Raw genomic sequence first — 26,060 nt, forward strand, 5'->3', positions numbered from 1 at the left:
CGATGACATTCTCGGGGGAGATGGGGCTGGTACTGGCCCTGAGCTATCTGTTGGGGTCCATACCTTTTGGCCTTTTGTTCACCAAGATGGCCGGGCTTGGTGACATCCGGGACGTGGGTTCCGGCAACATCGGGGCGACCAACGTGCTGCGCACTGGCCGCAAGGACCTGGCGCTCGCGACCCTCATAATGGACGCAGGCAAAGGCGCCATCGCGGTTCTGCTGACCCGCTATATGGTGGACCCTGCCCTCGCCCCCCTCGCGGGTGCGGCGGCTTTCATTGGCCACTGTTTCCCGATTTACCTCAAATTCAAAGGCGGCAAGGGCGTTGCCACCTTCTTTGGTACCGTCTTCGCCATCAACCCGCTTCTGGGGCTGGCGTGCGGCGTCACCTGGCTTCTGGCCGCCGCTATCTTCCGTTTTTCAAGCCTGTCTGCGCTGATTGCGTCGCTGCTGGCACCGGCGATCAGCTATTATATCGTGGGCCCTGACAGCTGGATCTTCATCGCCTTCATGACGCTGGTGATCTACATCCGCCACAAGGAAAACATCGCGCGCCTGATGCGTGGTGAAGAGCCTAAAATCGGCAAGAAAAACAAATAAAAGCGCGCACTCCTGCCACCAGTGATTGACTTTGGTGCACACCGGCGGCACTCTGCCACCATGAACAAAACGGAAACAGACCAGTCCCTGTCGGACGCGGAAAAGCTCGCGCAGCTGCGGCTTATTCGTACGGAAGGCATTGGGCCCGTGACCTTCAGGGGGCTTCTGGCGCGGTTCGGGAACGCGGTTCAGGCGCTTGAAGGTGCGCTGGACCTGGCCGCCCGGCGCGGGCGCAAGAAGCCGCTCAAGCCCCCTTCACAGTCTGCCGCAGAACAGGAGCTGGAGCGCATCACCGAGGTTGGTGGCCACGCCCTGTTCCTGAATGGTGCTGACTACCCACCCCAACTGGCAGCCATCGAGGACGCCCCGCCCGTGCTGTTTACTATCGGGCGGCTGGACTTGCTCCATGGTCGCAGTGTTGGCATCGTGGGGGCGCGGAACGCCAGCGTTTCCGGACTTAAGCTGACCCGCACCATCGCGAGCGCTCTTGCAGACGCGGGCGTCACCATTACATCAGGCCTTGCGCGCGGGATCGATACCGCGGCCCACCAGGCATCTGTTGACCATGGCACCATTGCCTGCGTGGCGGGCGGGCTGGATATCTTCTACCCACCCGAGAATGAAGCATTGCAGCGGAAAATTGCAGAAGTCGGCCTTCTGGTATCGGAAATGCCCATGGGCACGCGGCCGCAGGCACGCCATTTCCCACGCCGGAACCGCCTGATTTCCGGGCTTTCGCAGGGCATCCTGGTGGTCGAAGCCGCAATCAAGTCCGGCTCGCTGATTACCGCTCGCTTCGCACTTGAGCAGGGCCGCGAGGTGTTTGCCATCCCCGGTTCGCCCCTTGATCCGCGCGCCAAAGGCGGCAACCACCTGATCAAGGACGGCGCCATTCTGGTGGAAGGCGCCGACGATATTTTAGCCGAACTGCAAGCCCTGCCCGACCCTGGGCAAATAGGGCACACACAGCGCATCCATCGTGCCCAAAATAGTGCCCCCGTGGCACAAAAGGGCACACCCATAGGGCCCATTTCCCCCGCCCCTGCCCCCAAGGCGCCAACAGGCACAAGTGATCTGCTTGGCCTGCTGACGAGTACACCCATTCACATGGATGACGTTGTGCGGCAGTCTGGCGCGAGCACGGAAGAGGTGTTGGCCGCCTTCCTGGAACTGGAACTCGCCGGCGAAATCACCCGTCATTCGGGCGGTCGGGTTTCCCGAAATTACGCCTGAAATGAAGAAGGTCATTGCAATCGCCGCCGCTTCGAACTAGGTGAAAGCAAAGGCAAAGCGCTATAGCGCACCATTATTATAAAGTAAGGAACGGGCTGACGTATGAACGTCGTAATCGTGGAATCGCCAGCGAAGGCAAAAACCATCAACAAATATCTAGGTAAGGATTACAAGGTCTTAGCCAGTTTTGGCCACGTCCGGGACCTGCCTGCCAAAGACGGTTCCGTAAAGCCGGATGAAGACTTTGCGATGGACTGGGTGGTCGACCGCGATTCGAACAAACGCCTGACCGAGATCGCCAACGCCGTCAAAGGCGCGGATAAACTGTATCTCGCGACTGACCCCGACCGCGAAGGGGAAGCCATCAGCTGGCATGTGCTTGAGGTCCTGAACAAGAAGAAGGCGCTGAAGGACGTTACTGTCAAACGCGTGGTCTTCAACGAGATCACCAAATCCGCGATCCTGAAGGCCATGGCCGAGCCGCGCGACCTGGACGACGAGCTGGTGCATGCCTACCTCGCCCGCCGCGCGCTGGACTATCTAGTGGGCTTTACGCTGTCGCCTGTGCTGTGGCGCAAGCTGCCGGGCGCCCGGTCTGCAGGCCGCGTGCAATCTGTGGCGCTGCGCCTGATCTGCCAGCGCGAAGCCGAAATTGAGAAATTCGTACCCCAGGAATATTGGAGCGTGGAAGCCGGCGTCAAAGGCGACGAAGGCAAAAGCTTCATGAGCCGCCTGTTCGCCATGAACGGCGATAAGCTGAAGAAATATGACCTGAACAATGAGGCGGACGCGAAAACTGCCGCGGCGCTGATTGAGCGCACACCGCTGAAGGTGTCTGGCGTTGAGCGCAAGCCCGCCCGCCGCCACCCACAGCCACCGTTCACCACATCCACCCTGCAGCAGGAAGCGGCGCGGAAGCTTGGCTTCCCGGCCCAGCGCACCATGCGCGTGGCGCAGAGCCTTTATGAAGGTAAGCCGATCGACGGTGAAGTGACCGGTCTGATCACCTATATGCGTACCGACGGCGTGACCATCGCGCAGGAAGCCATGAACGCGACCCGCGGGGTGATTGAGAGCCGGTATGGCGACAAATATCTGCCGGACAGCCCGCGCGTATACAAGACCAAGGCGAAGAACGCCCAGGAGGCGCACGAAGCGATCCGCCCGACCGACCCGATGCGCACACCAAGTGAGGTCGCGCACACGCTGGATGCGGACGAAAAGAAGCTGTATGAGCTGATCTGGCGCCGCACAATCGCCAGCCAGATGGAAAGCGCGGTTGCGGAACGCACCACGGTGACCATCATGAACGCCGACCAGACAGCCGAGCTGCGCGCCACCGGCACCATCATCCAGTTTGACGGCTTCCTGTCTGTCTACCAGGAAGGCAAGGATGACGAAGGCGACGAGGATGAAACCCGCCTGCCAATGATCAAGGAAGGCGAAGTGCTGACCCTTGAAGGCGTTGAACCAAAGCAGCATTTCACCGATGCGCCACCACGCTTCACGGAAGCAAGCCTGGTGAAACGCATGGAAGAGCTGGGCATCGGCCGCCCGTCCACCTACGCGTCGATCCTGTCGGTCCTCAGGGACCGCAGCTATGTGCATATGGAGCGCAACCGCTTCATCCCGGACGACAAGGGCCGCCTGGTTACCGCCTTTCTGGAGAAATTCTTCACCCGCTATGTGGAATATGATTTCACGGCGAACCTTGAAGAACAGCTGGATGATATTTCCGCCGGTCAGGAAGATTGGAAGAAGGTGCTGGCTGAATTCTGGGAAGCCTTCAAGCCGAAGACCGAAGAAATCATTGGTGTGCGCAACTCGGTCGTTATCGACGCCCTTGATGAGTTCCTTGAGCATATGATGTTCCCGGAAGCCAAGGAAGGCGGCGAAGACCCACGCAAGTGCCCGAAATGTGACGATGGCCGCCTGGGCCTGAAGACCAGCCGTTATGGCGCTTTCATTGGTTGCTCCAACTATCCGGAATGCGGCTATACCCGCCAGTTTGGCAACAAGGGTGACGCAGACGGTGACGGCAACGCGGACGAGCCGGCAACCCTGGGCAGTGACCCGGAGAGCGGTGAGCCGATTTCCATTCGCACCGGCCGCTTTGGCCCCTATATCCAGGTGGGCGAAGCGGTGAAGGGCGAGAAGCCGAAGCGCGCCAGCATCCCCAAGGATATCGACACCGGCGATGTGGACCTGGAGAAAGCCCTGGCGCTTCTGTCCCTGCCGCGCGAAATTGGCGCGCACCCTGAAGACGGCAAGATGATCACCAGCGCCATTGGCCGCTATGGGCCCTATGTGGCGCACGACGGTACCTATGCCAAGCTTCAGTCGTCTGAGGAAGTCTTCACCGTTGGCCTCAACCGCGCGGTTTCCCTTGTGGCGGATGCCAAAGCCAAGAAGGGCGGCGGCAAGACAGTCCTGAAAGAACTGGGCGAGCATCCGGAAGACGGCGATGCTGTGCGCGTTCTGGATGGCCGTTATGGCCCATATGTCAACCACAAGCGCACCAACGCAACGCTGCCCAAGGGCACAGAGCCCGAGAGCGTAACACTCGAGCAGGCGCTGGAGTGGCTGGCCGCCAAAGCCACCAAGAAAAAGCCTGCCGCAAAGAAAAAAGCGGCGGCGAAGAAAGCCCCAGCCAAGAAGAAGGCTGCGCCGAAGAAAAAGGCCTCCTAAGGCCAAACCATTCCGACGGGCGGTGCCTCAGCCGCCCGCACTCCCGAAAGGATACCGCCCTTGGCGCGTAAAACAGAACCCGGCCAGATACCCACTAAAGAAGAAATCATGGAGTTCATCCGCGGTTTCGAGGGCGGCAAGGTCACGAAACGCGATATTGCCCGCGCCTTTGGCGTGAAGGGCCCGGACAAGGTGCACCTGAAAAAAGCGCTCAGAGAACTGTCGGAAGACGGAATCCTGTCGAAGGACACCAGCCATGCGCTGCGGCCTGCTGACCGCCTGCCCGGCGTGCAGGTTGTTGAATTTGCAGGCCTTACCAAACAGGGCGAGGTCCTGGTCAAGCCGGTGAATTTTGAGGGTGGCGGTGAAGTGCCGATCATTTTCCTCAAGGAAAAGAAACGCGGCCGCGGCAAAGGCGGCCCTGCCCTTGGGCGCGGCGACCGGGCACTGGTGCGGCTGACGCATATCAAGGACGAGCCCCCAACCTACAAGGCCATGGTGCTTAAGGTGCTTAAGCCTGGGCCGAGTGCCGTCATGGGCATCTTCCACGGCAATGAGAACGGTGGCCGCATCCACCCGGTGGACAAGAAAAACCGTGACGAATATTGGGTCGACCGCGACGACACAGCCGGTGCCAAGGAAGGCGAGCTTGTGCTGGCCGACCCGGTCAACAGCCGCCGTCAGATGGGGCCGAAGCGTGCCCGCGTGAAAGAACGCCTGGACGATATCTCCAGCGCCAAGGCGATAAGCATGATCGCAATCCATGCGCATGATATCCCTTACGAATTCCCCGATGATGTGATCAAGGAAGCGGAAGCGGCAAAGCCTGTGGACCTGAAAGGCCGCACGGACCTGCGCGATATTCCGCTGATTACCATCGACCCCGCGGACGCGCGCGACCATGACGATGCCATCTGGGCCGAAGCGGACCCGGACCCCGAGAACAAGGGTGGCTGGCACACGATTGTCGCCATCGCAGACGTGGCCCACTATGTGAAGCCGGAGAGCAAGCTGGACCGCGAAGCGCTTAAGCGCGGCAACAGCTGCTATTTTCCGGACCGTGTGGTGCCCATGCTGCCGGAAGCGCTGTCAGCGGACCTCTGCAGCCTGATGCCGGGCGTGGAGCGTGCCTGTATGGCTGTACACATGTGGTTTGACAGCAAGGGCCGCAAGATACGCCACAAGTTCGTGCGCGGCCTGATGAAAAGCGCCGCCAACGTCAGCTACACCGAAGCACAGGCCGCCATCGACGGCACACCGTCTGACCTGACGGGCCCACTGCTGGAACCGGTGCTGAAGCCCCTGTGGGGCGCGTTCAAATCCATCATGGAAGCCCGCGCCAAGCGCGAGCCGCTGGACCTGGACCTGCCGGAGCGCCGGGTGGAGATCAATGAGGACGGCCATGTGACAGGCATCACCCTCCGGGACCGGTTCGACGCCCACCGGGTGGTTGAGGAATTCATGATTTCTGCCAACGTGTGTGCCGCGGAAGAGATGGAAAAGCATCACTTGCCGACCATGTACCGCATCCATGAAGAACCGCCGATGGAAAAGCTTGAGAGCCTGCGGGACTTCCTGGCGACCATGGACCTCAATCTGGCCAAGGGGGCGGTGATGATGCCGCGCCTCTTTAACGGTATCCTTCATAAGGTGAAGGACACGCCGCAGGAGCATCTGATCAATGACGTGGTGCTGCGGTCCCAGACCCAGGCCTACTACGGCCCGGACAATATGGGCCACTTCGGTCTGGCCCTGCCCCGCTATGCTCACTTTACCTCGCCGATCCGCCGCTATGCCGACCTGATCGTGCACCGCGGCCTGATCCGGGCGCTGAAGCTCGGCAAAGACGGTATGACTGACCTTGAGGTTGAAGAACTGGCCGCGATTGGCGAACAGATATCCAACACCGAACGCCGCGCCATGGCGGCAGAGCGCGATAGCACCGACCGCTATCTGGCCAACTATCTCTCAGACCAGGTAGGCAAGGAGTTCGTTGGCCGAATCACCGGCGTGACCCGCTTTGGCCTGTTCGTATCCCTGGAGCCGTCAGGCGGCGACGGCCTGATCCCGATTTCCGAGATCGGCGCGGATTATTATGAGCTGGACGAAGCGCATCACCGCCTTGTGGGTGAACGCTTCGGTGAAGTCTTCCGCCTGGGCGACCGGGTTGAGGTGCGGCTTGAGGAAGCCAACAAATTCACAGGCGGCCTGAAGCTGTCGCTCGTTGGCGAAGGCAACCTGCCGGACTTCGTTGAGAAAGGCGGCAAGCGCGCGCCAAAGCTGGCCAAACGCCATGACCGCCCCCGAGGAGCCAAGGGCGGCAAGCCCAAAGGCAAAGGCCGGGGCGGCAGCAAACCCGGCAAGCCGGGCACCAGCCGCCGCACGCGTTAACTCCTTACTATTGCTTGAGCCACCGGCCCGCTGGAATGCGGCGGGCCAGATGGCTTTCCCCCAGTTCAGGGCGAACCGCAACAACAGCTCCCTGCCCGCCCAGCTCAAACACCAGCCTTTCGCCTGCCTGGGCGTCAACAAAGATGAACTCTGTTGGTGAAACGGGCTTTAGCCTGACCTTGAACCGCCCCTTTGACTGCGCGAAAAGCATGCCGCCTTCGTCATAAACCTCGAACGACAGGCCTTCCGGGCTTTGATAGGTGCCGGTGAAGGCCTGCATGTCGGTGCCTGACATTGGGTGGCTTGGGGTGAACTCCGCCGAAAGCGTGGGCAAAATGTCGTAATCATGCAGGCCAGCAAAGCGCTCGAAGCTCTCAGGGAAAGTGTTGCGGGTGATCCTATTCAGCTCCACGTCCAAGATCATTTCATCCACTGACATGCCGGCCTTGTAAAGCGCGCCAATGCGGTCCACAAACGCCTGTCGAGCCTTCTTTTCCCGCAGGATATCAGCGCGACTGAATTCCAAGTCGCCAACATAACCGCCAGTAATGAATACGGTATTTTCGTCCGCGCCTTCGAGCGCCCTATCAAGCCCTTCAAAATATCCCTTCAGCCCCCATGGCCCCATCACACCGAACCAGTCGGCGCGGAAGCTGTCCGCCATGAAGGTGACGTTGGCCTTCTCGACCCGGATATTGACGTGCGGGAACGAGTGGCCCCCGCTTCTGTAGGCGGTAATCGTGTCGCCGCCAAACCGGAACGAGATACCGTCCTTGAACAGCAGGTCATGGAACACGGGGTCATAGCTGGGGTTTCGGGGCGCATACTGCACATCTTCCTGGGCGATAATCATTGCACCCTTTTCGGCGAAATATTCGTTGCCCAAGACGTTATAGAAATCCCAGTTGCTGTTAAGGACATATGTCACCGGCTTGTCTGCGATTGTCTTGAGTGTGGCTGCCAGGGCCTCGGAGTCGTTCGACATCATGGAATTGATCAGCAGCAGGCCATCTTCGCCCACAACAACGCCCATGTTATTGCCGACACCCGGTTCCCACAGGCGCGTCAGGACATAGACATTGTCGCGTATGTGATGAACAGCGAATGGGCTGCCATTTTCCTGAGCCTTGGCGCCGCTGACGCCAAAAAGGAAAGAAACAACCAGTAAAACCCGTAATACAGACATAGATCCCCCTGAAATCCCGCGTTACTCAGATGCCCTCATTGAGAGCACCGGCCCGATGGCGGGAAAATTGATTATGTGCATAAGCATGCACAAGTCAGGCATGCCTGACGACGGGGGCGCCGTCCAATAACAGATTTCTCAAGGAGGTAACAAAGCCGTTATCCGGGCGGGCGGGCAATAGTCCGCTTTAGAGAATACCCAGCTTGACGAATACGTCAGCCACGTCGTCGGCGAAGTTGGCGCCTTTCCGTAGCACAGGCACGTCCGCCGGCAAGTCGGTGTATTTCTCTTTCTGGCTGGTGGCGATCAGCGCCACGGGGATGTCGCGCGTGGACGGCATGGCCTTCAGCGCACACGCCAGGTCAATGCCTGTCAGCTCCGGCATCACGCGGGAGACAATCACCGCATCAGGCCGCATGGATGGGATCAGCTGGATGGCGTCCATAGTGGAGGCCACATTGATCATACGGTAGCCGCACTCCAGAAGCTCGCGCGTAACGATCTTGGTGGCGATCCCCGGCTCCATCACCAGCATCACCTCGATATCGGTCACCGTGATATCGCCCACATTGAAGCCGCCCTTGTTCGGCAGCTTGCGCATCATCTGGGAGACGTCGATCTCCCGATTCTGGATGAAGGCCTCAAGGCACTCGGCCATGCGGTCAGCGTAGAACAGGATGTCCTTGCACGACTCAGGCGTCAGCTCTTTCATGTTGAAGAAATAATCTTCAAACCGGTGGCACATGACCTTCAGGGACTTCATCTCGAAGCTTTGCGCCACAGACTTCAGTGAGTGCGCCTCAAGCCGGATCGCGGCCAGTGCGTCATTGCCCTGGATGATACCCGCCTGGAAGTCCTGCACGGCTTCCGTGAGGCTCCTGAGACGGTCTTCAACCGTATCGATGGCTTCGGTGCGAAGTTCTTCAAGAAGATCATTATCAGTGGTGGACATAAACCGGCCTTTATCTCTTGGTTACCCATTCTTGTGGCACATAAATGGTTACCCGAGCGTTAGCATTTTCAATTAGTTTTGCAAGGCCCTCGGAAAATAATGTAAATTCCGAGAAACAGCGCTTGACTTATGGGCCGGTGTGGGTATTTTGCGCCCTCAACGTGGTCGTAGTCAAAAGCGGCCTGGAACAATGTTTTCTTGGAGTTAATAAGATGGCCAAGCCGTCCAGCATCAAGATCAAGCTGCTTAGCACTGCGGACACTGGTTACTTCTATGTAACCAAAAAGAACCCGCGGACACTGACCGAGAAAATGGTCCTGCGCAAGTATGACCCGGTTGTTCGCAAGCACGTAGAATTCAAGGAAACTAAGATCAAGTAATCTTGGTTTTCGGATTGATCTTAAAAGCGCCGCGCCCCACCATAGGCCGCGGCGTTTTTTATTGCGCCCAGCCCAGCCAAAAGCAACAGCCACAAAAAAGGCCGGACAATGCCCGGCCTGACGGTCTTCGGTTTCTGAGGGACGCCGCCTAACGGTTGGCTTCGGCGATAATCACGCGGTTACGGCCGTTTTCCTTGGCCTCATAAAGCGCCTTGTCGGCGGCCTCCAGAAGCGCGGCTGGGGTTTGCCCCTCGTCGCTGGTGGCAACACCGATGGAGACACTGATGGTCAGCGGGCCGTCAGCGGCCCCAACATCGAACGGGTTATCGAAGACTTCCTGGCGCAAGCGGTCCCCGATCATGAAGGCCCAGTCTGTCGGCGTTTCGGGCATCATCACCACGAATTCCTCGCCGCCATAGCGCGCGGCCAGGTCAACGCCGCGGATATTCTTGCCGATCCGGTTGGCGAATTCCTTCAGCACCAGGTCACCCACTGCGTGGCCGTAGGTATCGTTCACTTTCTTGAAATGATCGATGTCCATCATCAGGACGCTCAGCGCCTTGCCGGACTTCTGCGCCGCCTGCAGGCGGGTCTCAAGGTGGCTGGTCAGATAGTGGCGGTTATAAAGGCCGGTGACCGCATCTGTGGTCGCCAACTGCATCGACAGGTGGAAGTTTTCCCACAGCTTGTCGGCGTAGCGCTTGCGCTTCAGCTGAGTCTTGACCCGCGCCAGGAACTCCATCCGGTCCACCGGGCGCACCACATAGTCGTTCACGCCCATCTCAAGGGCCCGCACCAGTAGTTTGGTGTTGCCGTCGTCCACCATCACCAGAATGGGCACATGGCGGGTTTCCTCGAATGACCTGAGTTTGGAACAGACCCGAAGGCCGTCCGTGTTACGCATGGTGAGGGATACGATAATCAGATCGAAATTCTTTTCGCGCGCACGCTCGGCCGCGTCTTCACCGCCGGCCATGAAGGTCAGCTCGCCGACACCCTCCAGCGCCCGCGCGATACGCTCCATGACCCGCTCCTGCTCGTCTACGATCAGGATTGAGCCGTCTGTGGGTGCGTCAACCTCAAGGGTTGGCTCTTCCTCGTTTTCCCAGCCCAGGCTGGCGCCGGTGGCTTCACGGTTCCGAAGCTCGTCCATCATGACCTTCAGCCGCACCAGCGAACGGACGCGGGCGAACAGCGCCAGGTCCTGCACAGGTTTGGTGAGGAAATCGTCAGCCCCAGCCTCAAGCCCGGCCACCCGGTCGGACGGCTGGTCAAGCGCTGTGACCATAACAACAGGAATATGGGCCGTTGCGGGGTCTGCCTTGATCCGGCGGCAGACCTCGAAACCGTCCATGCCCGGCATCATCACATCCAGCAGGATGATATCGGGGTGCTCGCGCGAAATCACATCCAGCGCCTCAGGGCCACTGAATGCAGTCAGCACGTCAAAATATTCGCTTGTCAGCTTAGCTTCGAGAAGCTTGACGTTCGGCGGAACGTCATCAACCACCAGCACCCGAGCTGTCATCGCCCTCTATCCTACGAACTGTTTTACGGTTTCGAGGAAGTGTCCCACGGAAATAGGCTTGGCGATATAGGCCTCGCAGCCCCCTTCTCTGATTTTTTCCTCGTCACCCTTCATGGCAAAAGCGGTAACGGCGACCACTGGAATCTTCCTGAGGTCTTCGTCTTCCTTCAGCCACTTGGTCACTTCAAGACCGGAGACTTCCGGCAATTGGATGTCCATCAGAATCAGGTCGGGATTGTGCTCGCGCGCCAGATCAAGGGCAGCCATACCGTCCCGAGTCTGGATCGTCTCATAATCGTGAGCTTCTAAAAGATCGCAAAACAACTTCATATTGAGTTCGTTGTCTTCGACTATCAGGATCTTTTTACCCATACGGTTCCCCTGGCCCCTCCACAAGGCGCTTTGGTTCATTACCCAACCTTTTTGATAATAGTCGTGCTTTCGATAAAAATACAAGCCCGTCAAGGGATTAAAATAGAAATTTCCGCGAAAAGCCCATGCTTGTGCCAAAAAAGTCGTTTCCCAGTCGGGTGGAATTTGGGACAATAGCACCAACACGAATAAAAACGACCGCTTGCGAGGCAAAATCCATGACTCCCGACACCGCCCAAACCATCGCGCTCCAGAGCGCCGGCTTCATCTTCCAGGAGGATGATATCCGCGACCGCTTCATGGCCCTGTCAGGCGTTGATGTGGACGATATCCGCGCGCGTATCGCGGACCCTGCCTTCCTGGCGTCAATCCTTGAGTTCCTGGTGAACTTCGAGCCCGACCTAATGGCCTGCGCCGAAACGCTGGGCGAAAAACCGGAAACGCTGGTGGCCGCATGGCGCACCCTGGGTGGCGGCAACGGGCAGGACTGGTAAACCAATGACAAGCGTAAGCGACCTGATCACCAGCATTGACCCCCACCGCCCGCTCCTTCTTCTGGACGCGGACGAAGTGCTGCTGCGGTTCGTGGAAACGCTGGAGCAATACCTGGTCAGCCAGGGCGTGGAGCTTCGGCTAACCAGCTTTCAGCTGGGCGGCAACATCTTTCCGCTCGGCGGTGATGCGCCTGTACCAGGGGAACAGGTTCGCGACCATATCGCCGGCTTTTTTGATACCTGCGTTGATGAAGTCCCCCTGGTGGACGGTGCACTGGAGGCACTGGACGGTCTGCGCGAGCATTATCAGATCGCGATCCTGTCGAATGTGCCAAGCCGCTGCCGCGCCCGACGTGAAGCCAGCCTGAAGGCCCAAGGGCTGGATTTTCCTGTCATCGCCAACAAGGGCGACAAGGGCCCCGGCGCCAAACAGCTGGCGGACGCCATCCGCGCCCACACAGTGTTTGTAGACGACCTGCCACCCCAGCATGCGTCAGTCGCGGCCCACGCGCCGGATATCCACCGGGTACATTTCATTGGCGACCCAAGGCTGGCGGCTCTCATTGGCAAGGCGCCCGACGCCCATGTGCGGTTCGATGACTGGCCCACCCTTGAAAGCCACCTGAAGGACCTCATGCAAGGGCACCCGTCATGACACCCGCCACCGCACCGCGCCCCAGCCTGTGCCGGGTGTGCCTGCACCAGTATGAGGGCGGGAAGATTTGCCCGAAGTGCGACAGGCCAAGGACAATTTCGCATCCGGAACTGTTTGAGCTGACAGTGGCACACATCGACTGTGACGCCTTCTATGCCTCGATTGAAAAGCGCGACAACCCTGAGCTGGCGGCCAAGCCGGTGATGATCGGCGGCGAACACCGCGGCGTGGTGTCCACCTGTTGTTATATCGCGCGGATGAACGGTGTCCGGTCGGCCATGCCCATGTATAAGGCCAAGAAGCTGTGTCCGGATGCGGTGATCCTGCGCCCGCGTATGAGCCACTATCAGGCCGTGGGGCGCCAGGTGCGCGAGATGATGCGCGACCTGACTCCACTGGTGGAACCGCTGTCGATCGACGAGGCTTTCCTGGACCTCACGGGCACGGAGCGCCTGCACAAGGCCTCGCCTGCCAAGCTGCTGGCCAAGTTCGCGCTGGATGTGGAACGCGAGGTGGGCATCACCGTCTCGGTCGGCCTTGCCGCCAACAAGTTCCTGGCCAAGCTGGCGTCAGACATGGACAAGCCGCGCGGCTTCACCGTGATTGGCGAGAGCGACAAGAAAGCCGTGCTCGCGGGCCTGCCCATCACCCGCATCTACGGCATCGGTGCAAAATCCGCCAAGGCGCTCGAAAAGGACGGTCTGAGCCAGATCAGCCAGTTGCAGGAGATGGAGGAAAGTACCCTGATCCGTCGCTACGGCGAAACCGGCCAGCGGCTTTACCGCCTGTCGCGCGGCATAGACACCCGCCGCGTCAGCCCGGAAAGCGAGACCAAGAGCGTATCGAGCGAACGCACGCTGGATAAAGACCTGGCAGACTATGACGCGCTGGAGGAAAAGCTGTGGGGCCTGTGTGAAAATGTCTCCGCCGACCTGAAGCGCAAAGAGCTAGCGGGCGTGACCATCACGCTCAAGCTCAAGACCAGCATGCACCGCATTATCACCCGGTCCCGCACCATCTCAGGCGCGACCCAGCTTGCGGGCACCATCTTCGAGATCGGTCAGCAGCTGCTGCGCCCGCTCGCCGACGGATCGCCCTACCGGCTGATCGGCATCGGTGTCAGCCATTTCAGGCCGCTCACGGAAGCAGACCAGCCCGACCTGATCGAGCCCGCACGCACCAAAAGGCAGACAGCCGAAAAGGCCATGGATGCCCTACGCGGCAAATTTGGCACTGCGGCCATCGTCAAAGGGCGCAGTTCTCTCCCGGCAAAAGATGCCCCCTCCCCCACCAAGAAATAGAAAATCCTTATATTTCAATACCATGACTACGCGCCGACCGTGGCACAGGACTTGCTAGCCTTCTCCTGAGTAACCAACGTTTGGAGAGACGCATGATCGAGCAGTCAAAGAATAAGCTGAACGACAAAGCAGAGATCAATCCCTATGTCAGCAACCTTGCGAGCAAGCTGATGCAGACGGCTGCCAATGCCGAAATGAAGTTCGACAGCGCGGGCTGGCAACTGATTACCGAAGTATTGAGCTTTGCTGCCGCCGCCGAACAGCGCATGTCCGAGCAGCAAGAGCGCATCTCGTTCCTGGAACAGCTTTCTGTTACTGATGAACTGACAGGCATCCCGAACCGGCGCGGCCTCCGCTCTGCCCTCGGCCAGACGCTGGCGTCCGCAGGGCGCCACGGTGAATCCGGCGTGCTTGGTTTCATTGACCTGGACGGTTTCAAGCATATCAATGACGTGCACGGCCATATGGCCGGGGACGCAGTGCTTCGGTATGTTGCCAAGGCGCTCAAGCAACACACCCGTCCGTCCGACACTGTAGCGCGCATCGCGGGCGACGAGTTTGCCGTCATCCTGAAGCGCTGTTCAGCCGACCAAGGCATGAAACGGCTCCGGACCCTGCAAAAGGAAATCAACGCCGGCAAGGTCCGCTATGGCGGGGCCACGATTCCGGTGAAATGCTCCATCGGCGTGCAGGCATTTGACGGCACGACTGACCCAGCGACCCTCATTGAAGCCGCGGACCAGGCCATGTATCACGACAAACAGGCGCGCAAAGGTGCGCACCTGAAGACGGCCTAAGACAATATCTAGGTTCGTCACTGGCCGACCTGATCGGCGAGTCCATCGCCACGAACACAGACAGAAAAGCGGATTCGCCGGTCAAGCCGGCGAATGACGCCTCAGGGGCCGCCAAGGCCCTTTTTTTATGCCGGATCGTTTGCTATAAGGGCTTAAGTTTCTTAAGTTTTTCTTGAATCTGGATACCCTTATGAGCATTGAAGCACGCCTCAACGAGCTGGGCATTGACCTGCCAACCCCTGTCGCCCCTGTGGCCAACTATGTTCCGTTTGTCAGAAGCGGCAATCTGGTCAGCATCTCCGGCCAGATCCCGATGCAGGACGGCAAGCTGGCATTTGAAGGCAAAGTGGGTGACCCGGTATCCGAAGACGACGCCAAGGCGGCGGCCCGCCTGTGCGGTATCAACCTCATTGCCCAGATGAAAGCAGCCTGCGACGGTGATCTGGACCGCGTTGTGCGCGTCGTGAAGCTGGGTGGTTTCGTGAACTGCACCGACGGTTTCGGCGGCCAGCCGCAGATCATCAATGCCGCGAGCGACCTGATGGTTGAGGTATTCGGCGACAAGGGGCGCCACAGCCGCTCAGCCGTAGGCGTGAACGCTCTGCCGCTGAATGTACCCGTGGAAATTGACGCGCTCGTTGAAATCAGGGACTGACATGGCAAACGGCAAGAAAGCATCCCGTGAGTTTCCTTGGCTGACCGAAAAAGATGTTGCCCATCGCGGGCTTCACAAACCCGGTACAGTGACTGAGGAAAATACCATCGCCGCCGTGTCGGATGCCGTGCACGCGGGCTATGCCGTTGAAATTGATGTCCGGGCCACCGGTGACGACATTATCGTCGTGTTTCATGATGATACGATCGACCGCATGACCGACGGCAAGGGCCCCATTAGTTCATGGGGCTTTCAGCAGCTTCGGAAATTCATGGTGGGGAAAAGCGGCAAGCCAATCCCCAGCCTGCCCGATGTGATGGATGCGGTGGATGGCCACGTGCCGCTGTTTATCGAGATCAAATCCCACCCCAAAATGGACATCCAGAAGCTGTGCGCGGGTGTACGCCATTCGTTTGAAGGCTACCAAGGCCCTGTGGCGGTGATGAGTTTCGACCCACGCATCGTGCATTGGTTCAAAACCTATATGCCCAAATATGCCCGCGGGCTGGTCATTGGGCGAGAGGTGCTGCTGGGCGTCAGGAAGCGTCTCGGGCTTCAGCTCGCGGTCCATAAATGCAAGCCGGATTTCCTGGCCTGCGACATCAACCTGTTGCCGAACACCTACTGCACCAAATGGCGCGCCAAGGGTAAGCCACTGCTGACCTGGACGGTGCGCGACAGCCGCCTTGAAGCCATCGGGCGCGAGCATGCGGACGCCGTGATTTTTGAGCCCCCCGCCGTGGTGGGCGAGGATTTCTAGCATGCCTGACGGAGCCCAAATTCAGGCTTCCTTCGCAAACGCTATTACCGAGATCGGCCGCGACGCATGGGACGCCTGCGCGGGTTCCAGCAACCCCTTCCTCAGCTATGATTTCCTTGAAGCGCTCGAGGAAAGCGGCTGCGCAACGTTAGGCACCGGCTGGCAACCCTATCACGCACGCATCAGCTTTGAGGGCATGGACGCCCCGCTTGCGGTGATGCCGCTTTATATGAAAAGCCATTCCTACGGCGAATATGTGTTCGACCATGCCTGGGCGCAGGCCTATGAGCGCGCAGGCGGGCACTATTACCCCAAGCTCCAGTCTTCCATCCCCTTTGTGCCCGCCACCGGCCCAAGGCTGCTGTCACGCGCGGACGAGATGGGCCAGCTGGCGCTTCTGGAAGCCGGGCGGGGCCTGACGGACCAGCTGGGGCTGTCTTCCATTCATTTGACTTTCCTGCCGGAAAAGGAAGCCACGCTCGCGGGCGCGAACGGCTACCTGATCAGAAATGACCAACAGTTCCATTGGCGCAATCGCGACTTCCGCGATTTTGAAGATTTTCTCGAGGCCCTGTCGTCTAGAAAGCGCAAGCAGATCAGGAAGGAACGCAAGACAGTTGCTGAAGCCGGTATCCAGATCGACTGCCTGACCGGCAGCGACATCACGGAAGCACATTGGGACCATTTCTTCACCTGCTACGTTGATACCGGCATGCGCAAATGGGGCCAGCCGTACTTGAACCGGGAATTCTTTTCGCAGATTGGCGAACGGATGGCAGACCGTATACTTCTGGTGCATTGCAGCTTTGAAGGCCGCCCCGTCGCGTCAGCGCTGAATTTCATCGGCCATGACACGCTCTATGGCCGCCACTGGGGCTGCGTGGAAGACCATGCCTGCCTGCATTTCGAGGCCTGTTACTACCGCGCCATTGATTTTGCCATCACGCATGGCCTCAAGTTCGTCGAAGCCGGCGCCCAGGGCCCGCACAAGCTGGCCCGCGGCTATGAACCGGTAAAGACCTACAGCGCCCACTACCTGCGCGACCCAGGATTCCATGATGCGGTCGACCGCTACCTGCGCGGAGAGCGTCAGGCGGTCGAAGGCGACATCGCCTATTTCACTGACCATTCGCCGTTCAGGAAAAAGTAAACTCCGTCATACCGGGGTCAATGCCCCGGCATGACAATCAGCAGGAAAGAACAGCGTCCGCTTTGATGCGGTAAAGCACATGCGGGCGAATAGGGTGGCCCTCATCAATCATCGGATGGTCGAAGTCACCCGCCAGATCGCGCGTCATGCCGATCTTTTCCATAACCCGCATCGACGGCTTGTTCACTTTGGCCGTGAAGGCCACCACCTCTGGCGCCCCAAGTTTTGAAAAAGCATAAGCCAGGCAGGCCCGCGCGCCCTCTGGCGCCAGCCCCTGCCCCCATGTGCTGGCGGCCAGGCGCCAGCCGATCTCGATGCCGCCCTTCATACTGTAATAATCCGGCGCGTCCTGGATGCCGATAAAGCCGATGAACTGGCCGTCTTCGCGCTTTTCTGCGGCCCAGAAGCAATAGCCCCTGTCGGCCTGCGCCTTCATCTGGCGGTCGACCGTGGCGTCGGATTGCGCGCGCGTTTGCACGCTGGGGAAATAGCGCATCACATCCGCGCAGGCGTTGATGGCGGCGAAGGGTTCGCGGTCCGCGTCAACCCACGGGCGCAGGATCAGGCGGTCGGTTGTCAGCATGGCAGGTCCCCAGGAATGCAGTGAAAGGGCGCCGTCTTTAGCGTGCACCGGATCACCAATCAAGAAAAAAGCCAGCAACCGAAGCTGCTGGCCTTCATTATTGGTCTCACAGAACCTTATTTCACCGGTACGTTATTTCACCGGAACTGGCGGCTTGCCTTCCTTGCGGGTGGCGGGCACGCCAGACTTGGCTGTCTTTTTCTTCGGCGCTTTCGCTTTTGGCGGTGTGGGCGCATGAGGCGTGATCTCGAAGGCGATTTCCTTGTCCTTCACCTTCACGACCACTTCGCCACCTTTCGCGAGCTTGCCAAACAGCAGTTCGTCGGCCAGCGGCGTCTTGATATGCTCCTGGATCACACGGGAAAGCGGCCGCGCGCCATAGTGGCGGTCATAGCCACGTTCAGCCAGCCAGGCTTTGGCTTCTTCCGTCAGGCTGATTTCCACATTGCGGTCCGCCAGCTGAAGCTCAAGCTGCAGCACGAATTTCTCAACCACACGGGCCACCACTTCAGGCGGCAGGAAGTCGAACGCGATGGTCGAATCCAGCCGGTTGCGGAATTCGGGGCTGAACATCTTCTTGATCGCGTCATCGGATGCGGTCTCGTCCGTCTCACGCCCGAAGCCGATGGCGGATTTACTAAGCTCAGCCGCGCCGGCGTTGGTGGTCATGATCAGGATCACATTGCGGAAGTCGATCTTCTTGCCGTTATGGTCTGTCAGCGTACCGTTATCCATCACCTGCAGAAGCACGTTGAAGAGATCCGGGTGCGCTTTTTCGATTTCGTCCAGCAGAAGCACACAGTGCGGGTGCTGGTCGACCGCGTCGGTCAGAAGCCCGCCCTGGTCAAAGCCCACATAGCCCGGAGGCGCACCAATCAGGCGGCTGATAGAGTGGCGTTCCATATATTCGGACATATCGAAGCGGTGCAGCTCCACGCCCAGAAGGCTGGAGAGCTGGCGCGCCACTTCGGTTTTACCCACACCCGTGGGGCCCGAGAAGAGATAAGAGCCAATCGGCTTATTGGGTTCGCGAAGGCCCGCACGCGACAGCTTGATCGACGCCGACAGGGCATCGATGGCCTTGTCCTGGCCGAACACCACGCGCTTCAGGTCTTTCTGCAGCGTCTGCATCACGCGGCTTTCGTCGCGGGACACGGATTTGGGCGGGATGCGCGCAATCTTGGCGACCACGGCCTCCACGTCCTTCACGCTGATGGTTTTCTTGCGTTTTGAGGGCGGCAGCAGCATCTGGGCCGCGCCTGTCTCGTCGATCACATCGATGGCCTTGTCCGGCAGCTTGCGGTCGGAGATATAGCGGTCCGACAGCTCCACCGCCGTCTTGATGGCATCTGCCGTAAAGCGCACATTATGGTGGTCCTCGAAGTAGGGCTTCAGGCCCTTGAGGATTTTCACCGTGTCTTCAACTGTTGGCTCGTTCACGTCAATCTTCTGGAACCGGCGCAGAAGCGCGCGGTCTTTCTCGAAATGGCTGCGGAACTCCTTGTAGGTGGTGGAGCCCATGCAGCGGATCGAGCCCGAGGCCAGCGCTGGTTTGAGCAAGTTCGAAGCGTCCATGGCGCCGCCAGACGTCGCCCCTGCCCCGATCACCGTGTGGATTTCGTCGATGAACAGGATCGAGCCCTCGAGGTTTTCAAGCTCCTTGACCACGGCCTTCAGGCGTTCTTCAAAGTCACCGCGATACCGGGTACCCGCCAGAAGCGCGCCCATATCGAGCGAATAGATCGTCGCGTCTTCAAGCACGCCAGGCACATCTTTCTCAATGATGCGGCGCGCCAGGCCTTCGGCGATCGCGGTTTTACCCACGCCCGGATCACCCACCAGCAGCGGGTTGTTCTTGGAGCGCCTGCACAGGATCTGCACCGCGCGCTCAAGCTCGGCCTCCCGGCCGATGAGCGGGTCAATTTTGCCGTCGCGGGCTTTCTGGTTCAGGTCCACGCAGTATGCCGCGAGGGCGGTATCTGCCTTCTCAGGCTTGGCGGCAGGTTCCGCCTGAACGGTTTCCTCTTCCTCGGCGGCGCCACGCACCCGGCGCTCTTCACCGAATTCGGGCACCTTGGCGATGCCGTGGGAGATATAGCTGACCGCATCAAGCCGCGTCATGTCCTGGCTCTGCAGGAAGTAGACAGCGTGGCTTTCACGCTCGGAGAACAGCGCCACCAACAGGTTCGCGCCAGTCATTTCCTCGCGGCCCGAGCTTTGGACATGCAGGAGTGCCCGCTGCACCACGCGCTGGAAGCCGGCGGTCGGCGTGGCTTCAAGCCCGTCGGTTTCCACCTTCAGGTTTTCCATGTCGTCGTCGAGATACTCGATGATCTGGGCGCGGAGCACATCGATATCCACATCGCAGGCCTTCAGAACCGCGACGGCCTCAGGGTCATCAAGGAGCGCCAGCAGGAGATGCTCAAGCGTGGCATACTCGTGGCTGCGCTCGTTGGCTTCCTTCAGTGCTCTGTGGAGGGTCTCTTCAAGATGTGGGGAGAAACTTGGCACTCTTTTTTCCTTCGGCTGTCAGCGCCCCTAATAAACCTTAGTGGCGCGTGGGAACTCATTCTTTCTCAAGCGTACACTGGAGCGGGTGGTCATTCTGGCGGGCGAAGCTAAGGACTTGATTTACTTTTGTTTCGGCCACCTCATAGGTAAAGACACCACACACGCCCACACCCTTCTGGTGCACATGCAGCATAACCTCGGTCGCTTCCTCGATGGTCATGCGGAAAAAGCGTTGCAAGATGTGCACCACAAATTCCATAGGGGTGTAATCGTCGTTGAGAAGCAGGACTTTATACATGGACGGCTTTTTGGTTTTGGCCTCAGACCGGGTTAACACACCCGTGTCGCCACCATCATTTCCGTCTTTTCGCTTGTCAGGCATCGATCCTCCGTCAATCCATACCTACATAATGTAGTATATCTATTGCCTACTACAAATAGCTGTCCGTACTTTTTTCGTCACCATTAAGTGATGGACGATTTTCACACCAGTTGCATCCCCTACAGACTGTGCCAAAAGGGTAAAGATGCGGTGAAGGAAAACGGGATTCCTGTTAAGGATTTGGCAAAGACTGTGACACTTTCCCGATCCGTCGCGCATCACGACCGATTGACCGCATATGCCTGTCTCCAGCCCGCCCAGACGCTATGGTGGTTTCAATAGTAACCCGATGGGGACACGACACGATGACAGCCAAAACCCTACGTTGCCTTGCAGGCAGTGCGCTCGCCTTCTTTACGACGGCTCCAGGCTTCGCCGGAGATGCAGAGCAACATGCCCTTGAGACCGCGAACTTAGAGAAGGCCATCTATTGCATGGACTTACTTGAGAACAAGCTGGATGTGGACACGGCGGCAAAGGAATGCTTTGGCGACACCTACATCCAGCACCACTCACGCCTTGAAGACGGGCGGGACGCGGTGATTGCGCTCTTTCGCGCGCGGGCCAAGCGCTACCCACAGTATTCTGCCCGCATTGTACGCTCAGCCGCCAGCGGTGACCTTGTGTGGCTGCATATGCATGTCAAGCGGTCGCCAGAGGAGTTGGGCGGCGCGGTGGTGAACATCTTCCGCATGAAAGACGGCAAGATGGTCGAGCACTGGGGCGTAGCCATGCCTGTGCCCGAGACATCAAAAAACGACAACGGGATGTTTTAGACCCCACTCGTCTCCTACAAATTGCACATATCTTCATCACCTTCCCCTAAGCCAAGGGGAAGCGCCTTATTGACAAGCTTTGGTTCGACTTTTTCCGATTGATGCGCAGTTGTTCGAAGTAGAGAGATTACCTTACTTGCTGGCCGGTAAGATAGCTTTTTCATAAAACTGAAAAACGGGATTTCCATAAGGAAAGTCAGGCTTGCTGAATATGCCTCCATCCTGCCCCAAAGCGCACACATAAGGATGAACGTGAGGCCAGATTGCCCGCCGCAACATACCTGGCTGAACTTTTAGAGTAGAAAAAGAAGATGCAACTTTCGGTGTACTTGTAGAAGTGTCCCAAATTTCCTTCCGCCACTCTACTACTTCGTAGGGCAGTAAAATGGTAAATAATTCATGGCGTACTTCATACGATTTCTTAATTGCAATCGTCGGTCTTTTATTCGGGTGAACAGTTGTAGTAAAACACCATCCGTCATTCGTAAGCTGTTGTGCCGCCACTCGCCCTGTACCGAATGAGCTAGTCAAAAGCAGATTATTGATAGGCTCCTGGCAAAAGGTCTGATCTTTTGAGACAGATACCCAAAGCTCCTTGCCTCCCAGCTCATCGTCTGCATCCCTCAATATCAAAACAGACTGGATGGCAGGATGGGCTAGTAATCGCGGAACCCCATAACCTCCTCCATCCATAATGACGCTGTCAGTTTCAATAGGTTCAAGTTGAGTGATGCCACCATACACGGCACAGTGAGCCCGGAAGGAAACCGCAATATATATCTCTTCAGCGAAAGGGAGGCAGAAAATGCCTGTGGCTAAGAAGAATACCTGATACTTCTTCCATTTTCGCTTGGCCAACGCGTTGGCTATCCCAAAAGAGATTATCCCCCACCCTACGATAAATAGAATTGCAATAAGCCCAATCATCTCGTCACCATATGGCCCTACAAATCGCTTGGCGCGTCGACGCCGGAGGCCTTGAGGGCTTCAACGAGGGCGTGTTTGAGGCGGCTAAGCCCAGCCTCTGTTGACGCCTCACACCGCGCGACCAGCACAGCTTGCGTGTTGGACGCCCTGAGGAGCCACCAGCCGTCTGACGTTTGCACACGCACGCCGTCCACGGTGGACATTTCGGCGCCCGCGGCTTCAAGCCGGGCTTTCACTTCCTTGACCACGTCAAACTTGCGCACGTCGTCGCAATCGAACCTGAGCTCCGGCGTGTTGATGGCGGCCGGCAGGCCGTCCTTGAGCGCGGCCAGATCCCCGCCCTGCTTGGTGATGGCATTCAGGAACCGAATACCGGCATAAAGTGCGTCATCATGGCCATAGAATTTATGCTTGTAGAAAATATGGCCTGACATCTCGCCCGCAAGCGGCGCGTTCAGCTCCACCATCTTGTCCTTGATCAGGCTATGGCCGGTTTTCCACATCACCGGCTCACCGCCGAGTTCCTTGATGCGGTCGAACAGCGCCTGGCTGGCCTTCACGTCCGCAATGATCGGCGCACCGGGCAGTTCCTTCAGAAGGTCCCCTGCCATGATAGCCAGCATCTGGTCGCCCCAGACCACCCGGCCCTGCCCATCGGTGGCGCCGATGCGGTCACCGTCACCATCGAAACTGAGCCCCATGTCGGCACTGTGTTTGGCCACGGCGGCCTTGAGCTGCTCAAGGTTTTCTTCAACCGTCGGGTCGGCATGGTGGTTCGGGAAGGTGCCGTCCACCTCCGCATTGATCACGATATGCTTGCCCGGCAGGCGCTTCACCAGCGCTTCCACTGCGGGGCCGAGCGACCCATTGGCCGGGTCCCACACAATGGTGAAGGCCTGCATATCCACGTCGCGCATCATACGGTCGATATAGCGGTCAAACACATCTTCTTCCCGGATGCTGCCTTCGCCCACCTCATAATCGCCTTCGTTGGCGGTTTTGCCGATGGCCTGAATGGCTTCGCCAAAGCAGGGCTTCTTGCCCATCATCATCTTGAAACCGTTATAGTTGGCCGGATTGTGGGAGCCGGTGATCATGATGCCGCCGTCACTGTCCAGCTCGAATACGCTGAAATAGAGCATCGGCGTGCCCGCAAGGCCGATATTGATCACCTCAAGCCCGGTTGACGCCAGGCCCGCCATCAGGTTTTCCGCCATCTTCGGGGAAGACACCCGCCCGTCATAGCCCACACACACCCTTGTGCCGCCCGAACGGCGCACGTGCGTGCCGTAGGCTTTGCCGAGCGCAATGGCATCAGCGTAATGCAGCGTATCGTCCACAATGCCGCGGACATCATATTCGCGCAGGATGGTGTGATGGAAAAAGTGACCGGCCATGAAATGATCCCTGGAAAAGCAACAAATTGAATGTGTGAATTTCGCCCAAAGTGTCAGCGCCGGCGCGCCCCGTCAACATGGAAATGGCCTTACTGGCCTAAGGCTCACCATCCTGAAGATAGCGGGCCCTGACCCTTGCTGGGGCGTCGCCCGCAAGCATGGTCGCCACGCCCTCATTGAAACGCTTCACCAATGCTTCATCGCGCACGCACAGTTGGCGCGGGGTGGGCGCAAAGCGAACGGCGACTTTATAGGGGCGCGGCTGGTCTGACGCCAGTTGCTGATAGGCATACTCAAGCGCCCAATAGTCGCCGATGTAGGCGTCCAGCCGCCTGTAGAGAAGCACCCTGACAAGCTGCTCCCTGTCGTAAACGATCATGCTGCTACCGAAGGTCATGACATCCTCAGGCGTCAGATATTTCAATACTTTCACCGCACCCGGGAACATGCCCACGCGCATGCCTTTGAGGTCTTCGATGGAGCTGATGGGTGCTTCCGATTCGACCGGGACGGAAATGCCGTCATGCCAATAGCTGAAGGGAATGCTGTTGACGCACAGGTCTTCAATGGTACGGAAGGTGGTCATGGCATCCACCTTGCCGGTGGCCAGCAAAACCTGCACCCTTGAGAGCGGCGCATGAACGAACTCAACCTCCAGCCCCACATGGGCAAACGCTTCCGTCACCAGATCAAGGTCGATCCCCGCTGAGGGGTTTTCAAACACATAAGGCGGGTTGTGGGTGATGGTGCCCACCAGCACAGGGCGACCTTCCATCCAGGGCTCTGGCGCTGGCTGCGCCCACGCGCCACTTGGCGCCAAAAGCGCCATCAGCATAACCAGCGGTTTGTACCAGCGCCCCATGGGATCGCGCCTTACCTCCTGAGAAGGGTTTGTTTTGCTTCGTTCAGCTTGCCAGCCAGATAGTCGTTTCCGCCCTTGTCCGGGTGGCACTGCGCCATCAGTTTACGGTAGGCCTGGTTAATTTCCTGTTCACTGGCGCCTTCCTTCAGACCAAGGACATCCAGGGCTTCGGTGCGGGTCATGGGGCCACCGGCGCGGCCGCCAGTGCCCTGCCCGCCTCCCTTGACGCGCTCTGCCGCCTTGGCACCAAACATGCGCCAGGCAGCGAAGCCCGCGGGAATGATGGCGAAGAAGGGCTTGCCCGCCGCCACCATCACCAGGCCAAACAGGCCACACAGGCCCACAATGGCCCAGAACAGGCTGGTTTTTGCTGCCTTGACGTCAGCGCTGGCCCACCAATTCAGGAGAGCAAGCAGCGCAGCAGCCAGGATAAGACCAATGACAAACCAGGCGATCACGGCGCTCAGGCCTCCTCATCTTTACGGAACGGCAGGTTCAGCGCATCCATCAGCTTCCGGACTTCCTGGCGCGCGGCCACATGCGACATGGACAGGCCTTTGCCGTCCAGGCCGCCAGCTTCCTTGAGATCCATCAGCGTCAGGCCGCGCAGGAACAGCTCGCGGTAGATCACTCGTTCGCCCAGGCCTGATACATGACGGATACCAATACGCTTGGTCAGCTCATTCAGCACCCGTTCCACCCGTTCCTTGTTCTTGGCGTGCAGCGCGCCCACCCGGTTCCGAAGCACTACCCAGTCGATGGAGCTGCCGTCCGCCATGGCGCGGCGCTGGCGCGCCTTCCAGACCATTTCGGCATAGAGGCTTGGACCAGCCACCTTGTGGGTGGTGGCGTCAACGCGGGCCAAAAGGTCCAGGTCCACGAAGCTGTCATTCACCGGCGTCACCAACGTGTCGGCTGCCGTGTGCGCGAGGCGCGACAGGAACGTGTCGCTACCGGGGCAGTCGATCACCACCACATCCACCTTGTCCGCCAGATTGACGTAGGCTTCCTCGAACCGCTGCTTTTCGTCCGCTTCGGCTTCATCCGCCGACCGCAGCTCGGACTTGGGCACCACCAGCTCAATCGGATGCGGCAAATCAAGGCCCTTCTGTTCGGCATAGGCCCGGCGGTTTTCAATATAGCGCGTCAGGCTTTTCTGCCGGGCATCCAGGTCAATGGTGCCCACACGGCGGCCTTCGCGCAGCAGCGAAACAACAATATGCATGGCGGTTGTCGACTTGCCCGACCCGCCTTTTTCATTTCCTAATACAATGAGATACGGACGGCCTGTGGTGTTGGCCCCACCGCCCGAAACCTCTGGGTTTGCCTTATTATCTGGCACCTAGCCCTCTCCCTTACACAATACTGACTGTGTCATGCATGTCACGCATCAGACCGGTTATCATTAGACGATCTTGCGATTTCCAACTACACTTATTAGCTAGATATAGGTAAAATATCGCTTGGGAGAAATGCTC

Annotated in this window: 25 protein-coding genes; 13 read left to right on the top strand and 12 right to left on the bottom strand. The window is 58.7% G+C overall.

All coding sequences use genetic code 11. The annotated features are described in order from the left end of the window. The first annotated feature begins 2 nt into the window (after positions 1-2). The 4 genes from plsY to rnr all read left to right on the top strand — a co-directional run bounded on the left by plsY (position 3) and on the right by rnr (position 6,914). On the top strand, positions 3-602 hold the full coding sequence (gene plsY / locus KORLAC_RS12530; protein ID WP_068307006.1) for a glycerol-3-phosphate 1-O-acyltransferase PlsY: 600 nt from the start codon (positions 3-5) through the stop codon (positions 600-602). Positions 603-662: 60 nt separating this feature from the next. Further along, on the top strand, positions 663-1,835 hold the full coding sequence (gene dprA / locus KORLAC_RS12535; protein WP_068307144.1) for a DNA-processing protein DprA: 1,173 nt from the start codon (positions 663-665) through the stop codon (positions 1,833-1,835). 102 nt (positions 1,836-1,937) lie between these two features. After that, the gene (gene topA, locus KORLAC_RS12540) at positions 1,938-4,523 is read left to right on the top strand and encodes a type I DNA topoisomerase (protein WP_068307007.1); all 2,586 of its coding nucleotides are present in this window, start codon (positions 1,938-1,940) and stop codon (positions 4,521-4,523) included. Between the two features lie 60 nt (positions 4,524-4,583). After that, positions 4,584-6,914, top strand: a complete 2,331-nt coding sequence (rnr, locus tag KORLAC_RS12545) for a ribonuclease R (RefSeq protein WP_074519454.1) — start codon at positions 4,584-4,586, stop codon at positions 6,912-6,914. 7 nt (positions 6,915-6,921) lie between these two features. Here rnr and KORLAC_RS12550 read toward each other — a convergent pair whose 3' ends face one another. Then, positions 6,922-8,100 carry an MBL fold metallo-hydrolase gene (locus tag KORLAC_RS12550; RefSeq protein WP_068307008.1) on the bottom strand — a complete coding sequence of 393 codons (1,179 nt, stop codon included), beginning with the start codon at positions 8,098-8,100 and terminating at the stop codon, positions 6,922-6,924. Positions 8,101-8,287: 187 nt separating this feature from the next. Continuing rightward, entirely contained in the window at positions 8,288-9,052 is a 765-nt protein-coding gene (locus tag KORLAC_RS12555) for an Hpt domain-containing protein (protein ID WP_068307009.1), read from the bottom strand. A 212-nt stretch (positions 9,053-9,264) separates the two neighbouring features. Here KORLAC_RS12555 and rpmG point away from each other — a divergent pair, with 212 nt between their 5' ends. Beyond that, positions 9,265-9,432 carry a 50S ribosomal protein L33 gene (rpmG, locus tag KORLAC_RS12560; protein ID WP_068307010.1) on the top strand — a complete coding sequence of 56 codons (168 nt, stop codon included), beginning with the start codon at positions 9,265-9,267 and terminating at the stop codon, positions 9,430-9,432. A gap of 148 nt (positions 9,433-9,580) precedes the next feature. Here rpmG and KORLAC_RS12565 read toward each other — a convergent pair whose 3' ends face one another. Both KORLAC_RS12565 and KORLAC_RS12570 read right to left on the bottom strand, forming a co-directional pair. Continuing rightward, complete coding sequence (locus KORLAC_RS12565) at positions 9,581-10,960, bottom strand: PleD family two-component system response regulator (RefSeq protein ID WP_068307011.1); 1,380 nt, start codon at positions 10,958-10,960, stop codon at positions 9,581-9,583. Positions 10,961-10,966: 6 nt separating this feature from the next. After that, positions 10,967-11,332 carry a response regulator gene (locus KORLAC_RS12570; protein WP_020401241.1) on the bottom strand — a complete coding sequence of 122 codons (366 nt, stop codon included), beginning with the start codon at positions 11,330-11,332 and terminating at the stop codon, positions 10,967-10,969. A gap of 218 nt (positions 11,333-11,550) precedes the next feature. On the opposite strand from KORLAC_RS12570, the gene KORLAC_RS12575 reads away from it, so the two are divergent. From KORLAC_RS12575 to KORLAC_RS12605, 7 genes are all read left to right on the top strand, one after another. Further along, on the top strand, positions 11,551-11,826 hold the full coding sequence (locus KORLAC_RS12575; protein ID WP_068307012.1) for a DUF3572 domain-containing protein: 276 nt from the start codon (positions 11,551-11,553) through the stop codon (positions 11,824-11,826). Between the two features lie 4 nt (positions 11,827-11,830). Next, positions 11,831-12,481, top strand: coding sequence for an HAD family hydrolase (locus KORLAC_RS12580; protein WP_068307013.1), 651 nt, complete (start codon positions 11,831-11,833; stop codon positions 12,479-12,481). Beyond that, entirely contained in the window at positions 12,478-13,782 is a 1,305-nt protein-coding gene (locus KORLAC_RS12585) for a DNA polymerase IV (protein ID WP_068307014.1), read from the top strand. The genes KORLAC_RS12580 and KORLAC_RS12585 overlap by 4 nt, the downstream gene beginning before the upstream one ends. A 92-nt stretch (positions 13,783-13,874) precedes the next feature. Then, positions 13,875-14,579 carry a GGDEF domain-containing protein gene (locus tag KORLAC_RS12590; protein ID WP_068307015.1) on the top strand — a complete coding sequence of 235 codons (705 nt, stop codon included), beginning with the start codon at positions 13,875-13,877 and terminating at the stop codon, positions 14,577-14,579. 190 nt (positions 14,580-14,769) lie between these two features. Then, entirely contained in the window at positions 14,770-15,234 is a 465-nt protein-coding gene (locus tag KORLAC_RS12595; RefSeq protein WP_068307016.1) for a RidA family protein, read from the top strand. Position 15,235: 1 nt separating this feature from the next. Continuing rightward, positions 15,236-15,994 (top strand): glycerophosphodiester phosphodiesterase family protein, encoded by a 759-nt coding sequence (locus tag KORLAC_RS12600; protein ID WP_068307017.1) that lies wholly within the window; start codon positions 15,236-15,238, stop codon positions 15,992-15,994. 1 nt (position 15,995) lies between these two features. After that, positions 15,996-17,144, top strand: coding sequence for a GNAT family N-acetyltransferase (locus KORLAC_RS12605; protein WP_068307018.1), 1,149 nt, complete (start codon positions 15,996-15,998; stop codon positions 17,142-17,144). Positions 17,145-17,181: 37 nt separating this feature from the next. Here KORLAC_RS12605 and KORLAC_RS12610 read toward each other — a convergent pair whose 3' ends face one another. From KORLAC_RS12610 to clpS, 3 genes are all read right to left on the bottom strand, one after another. Then, positions 17,182-17,727: a GNAT family N-acetyltransferase gene (locus KORLAC_RS12610; RefSeq protein WP_068307019.1), complete on the bottom strand. Its 546-nt coding sequence runs from the start codon at positions 17,725-17,727 to the stop codon at positions 17,182-17,184. 132 nt (positions 17,728-17,859) lie between these two features. Then, a complete protein-coding gene (gene clpA, locus KORLAC_RS12615; protein ID WP_068307020.1) occupies positions 17,860-20,238 on the bottom strand; it encodes an ATP-dependent Clp protease ATP-binding subunit ClpA in 2,379 nt (792 codons plus the stop codon). A 55-nt stretch (positions 20,239-20,293) separates the two neighbouring features. Next, the gene (gene clpS, locus KORLAC_RS12620; RefSeq protein ID WP_068307021.1) at positions 20,294-20,620 is read right to left on the bottom strand and encodes an ATP-dependent Clp protease adapter ClpS; all 327 of its coding nucleotides are present in this window, start codon (positions 20,618-20,620) and stop codon (positions 20,294-20,296) included. A gap of 305 nt (positions 20,621-20,925) precedes the next feature. On the opposite strand from clpS, the gene KORLAC_RS12625 reads away from it, so the two are divergent. Beyond that, a complete protein-coding gene (locus tag KORLAC_RS12625) occupies positions 20,926-21,396 on the top strand; it encodes a nuclear transport factor 2 family protein (protein ID WP_068307022.1) in 471 nt (156 codons plus the stop codon). Positions 21,397-21,528: 132 nt separating this feature from the next. Here the strand turns inward: KORLAC_RS12625 and KORLAC_RS12630 are convergent, their stop codons facing one another. From KORLAC_RS12630 to KORLAC_RS12650, 5 genes are all read right to left on the bottom strand, one after another. After that, complete coding sequence (locus tag KORLAC_RS12630; protein ID WP_068307023.1) at positions 21,529-22,323, bottom strand: hypothetical protein; 795 nt, start codon at positions 22,321-22,323, stop codon at positions 21,529-21,531. Positions 22,324-22,340: 17 nt separating this feature from the next. Beyond that, on the bottom strand, positions 22,341-23,720 hold the full coding sequence (pgmG, locus tag KORLAC_RS12635) for a phosphoglucomutase/phosphomannomutase PgmG (RefSeq protein WP_068307024.1): 1,380 nt from the start codon (positions 23,718-23,720) through the stop codon (positions 22,341-22,343). 97 nt (positions 23,721-23,817) lie between these two features. Further along, complete coding sequence (locus KORLAC_RS12640; protein WP_068307025.1) at positions 23,818-24,582, bottom strand: substrate-binding periplasmic protein; 765 nt, start codon at positions 24,580-24,582, stop codon at positions 23,818-23,820. An 11-nt stretch (positions 24,583-24,593) separates the two neighbouring features. Continuing rightward, complete coding sequence (locus tag KORLAC_RS12645; protein ID WP_068307026.1) at positions 24,594-25,040, bottom strand: DnaJ domain-containing protein; 447 nt, start codon at positions 25,038-25,040, stop codon at positions 24,594-24,596. Between the two features lie 5 nt (positions 25,041-25,045). After that, positions 25,046-25,924 carry a division plane positioning ATPase MipZ gene (locus tag KORLAC_RS12650; protein WP_068307027.1) on the bottom strand — a complete coding sequence of 293 codons (879 nt, stop codon included), beginning with the start codon at positions 25,922-25,924 and terminating at the stop codon, positions 25,046-25,048. Positions 25,925-26,060: the final 136 nt, after the last annotated feature.

The organism is Kordiimonas lacus (assembly GCF_001550055.1).
Lineage (GTDB): Bacteria > Pseudomonadota > Alphaproteobacteria > Sphingomonadales > Kordiimonadaceae > Kordiimonas > Kordiimonas lacus.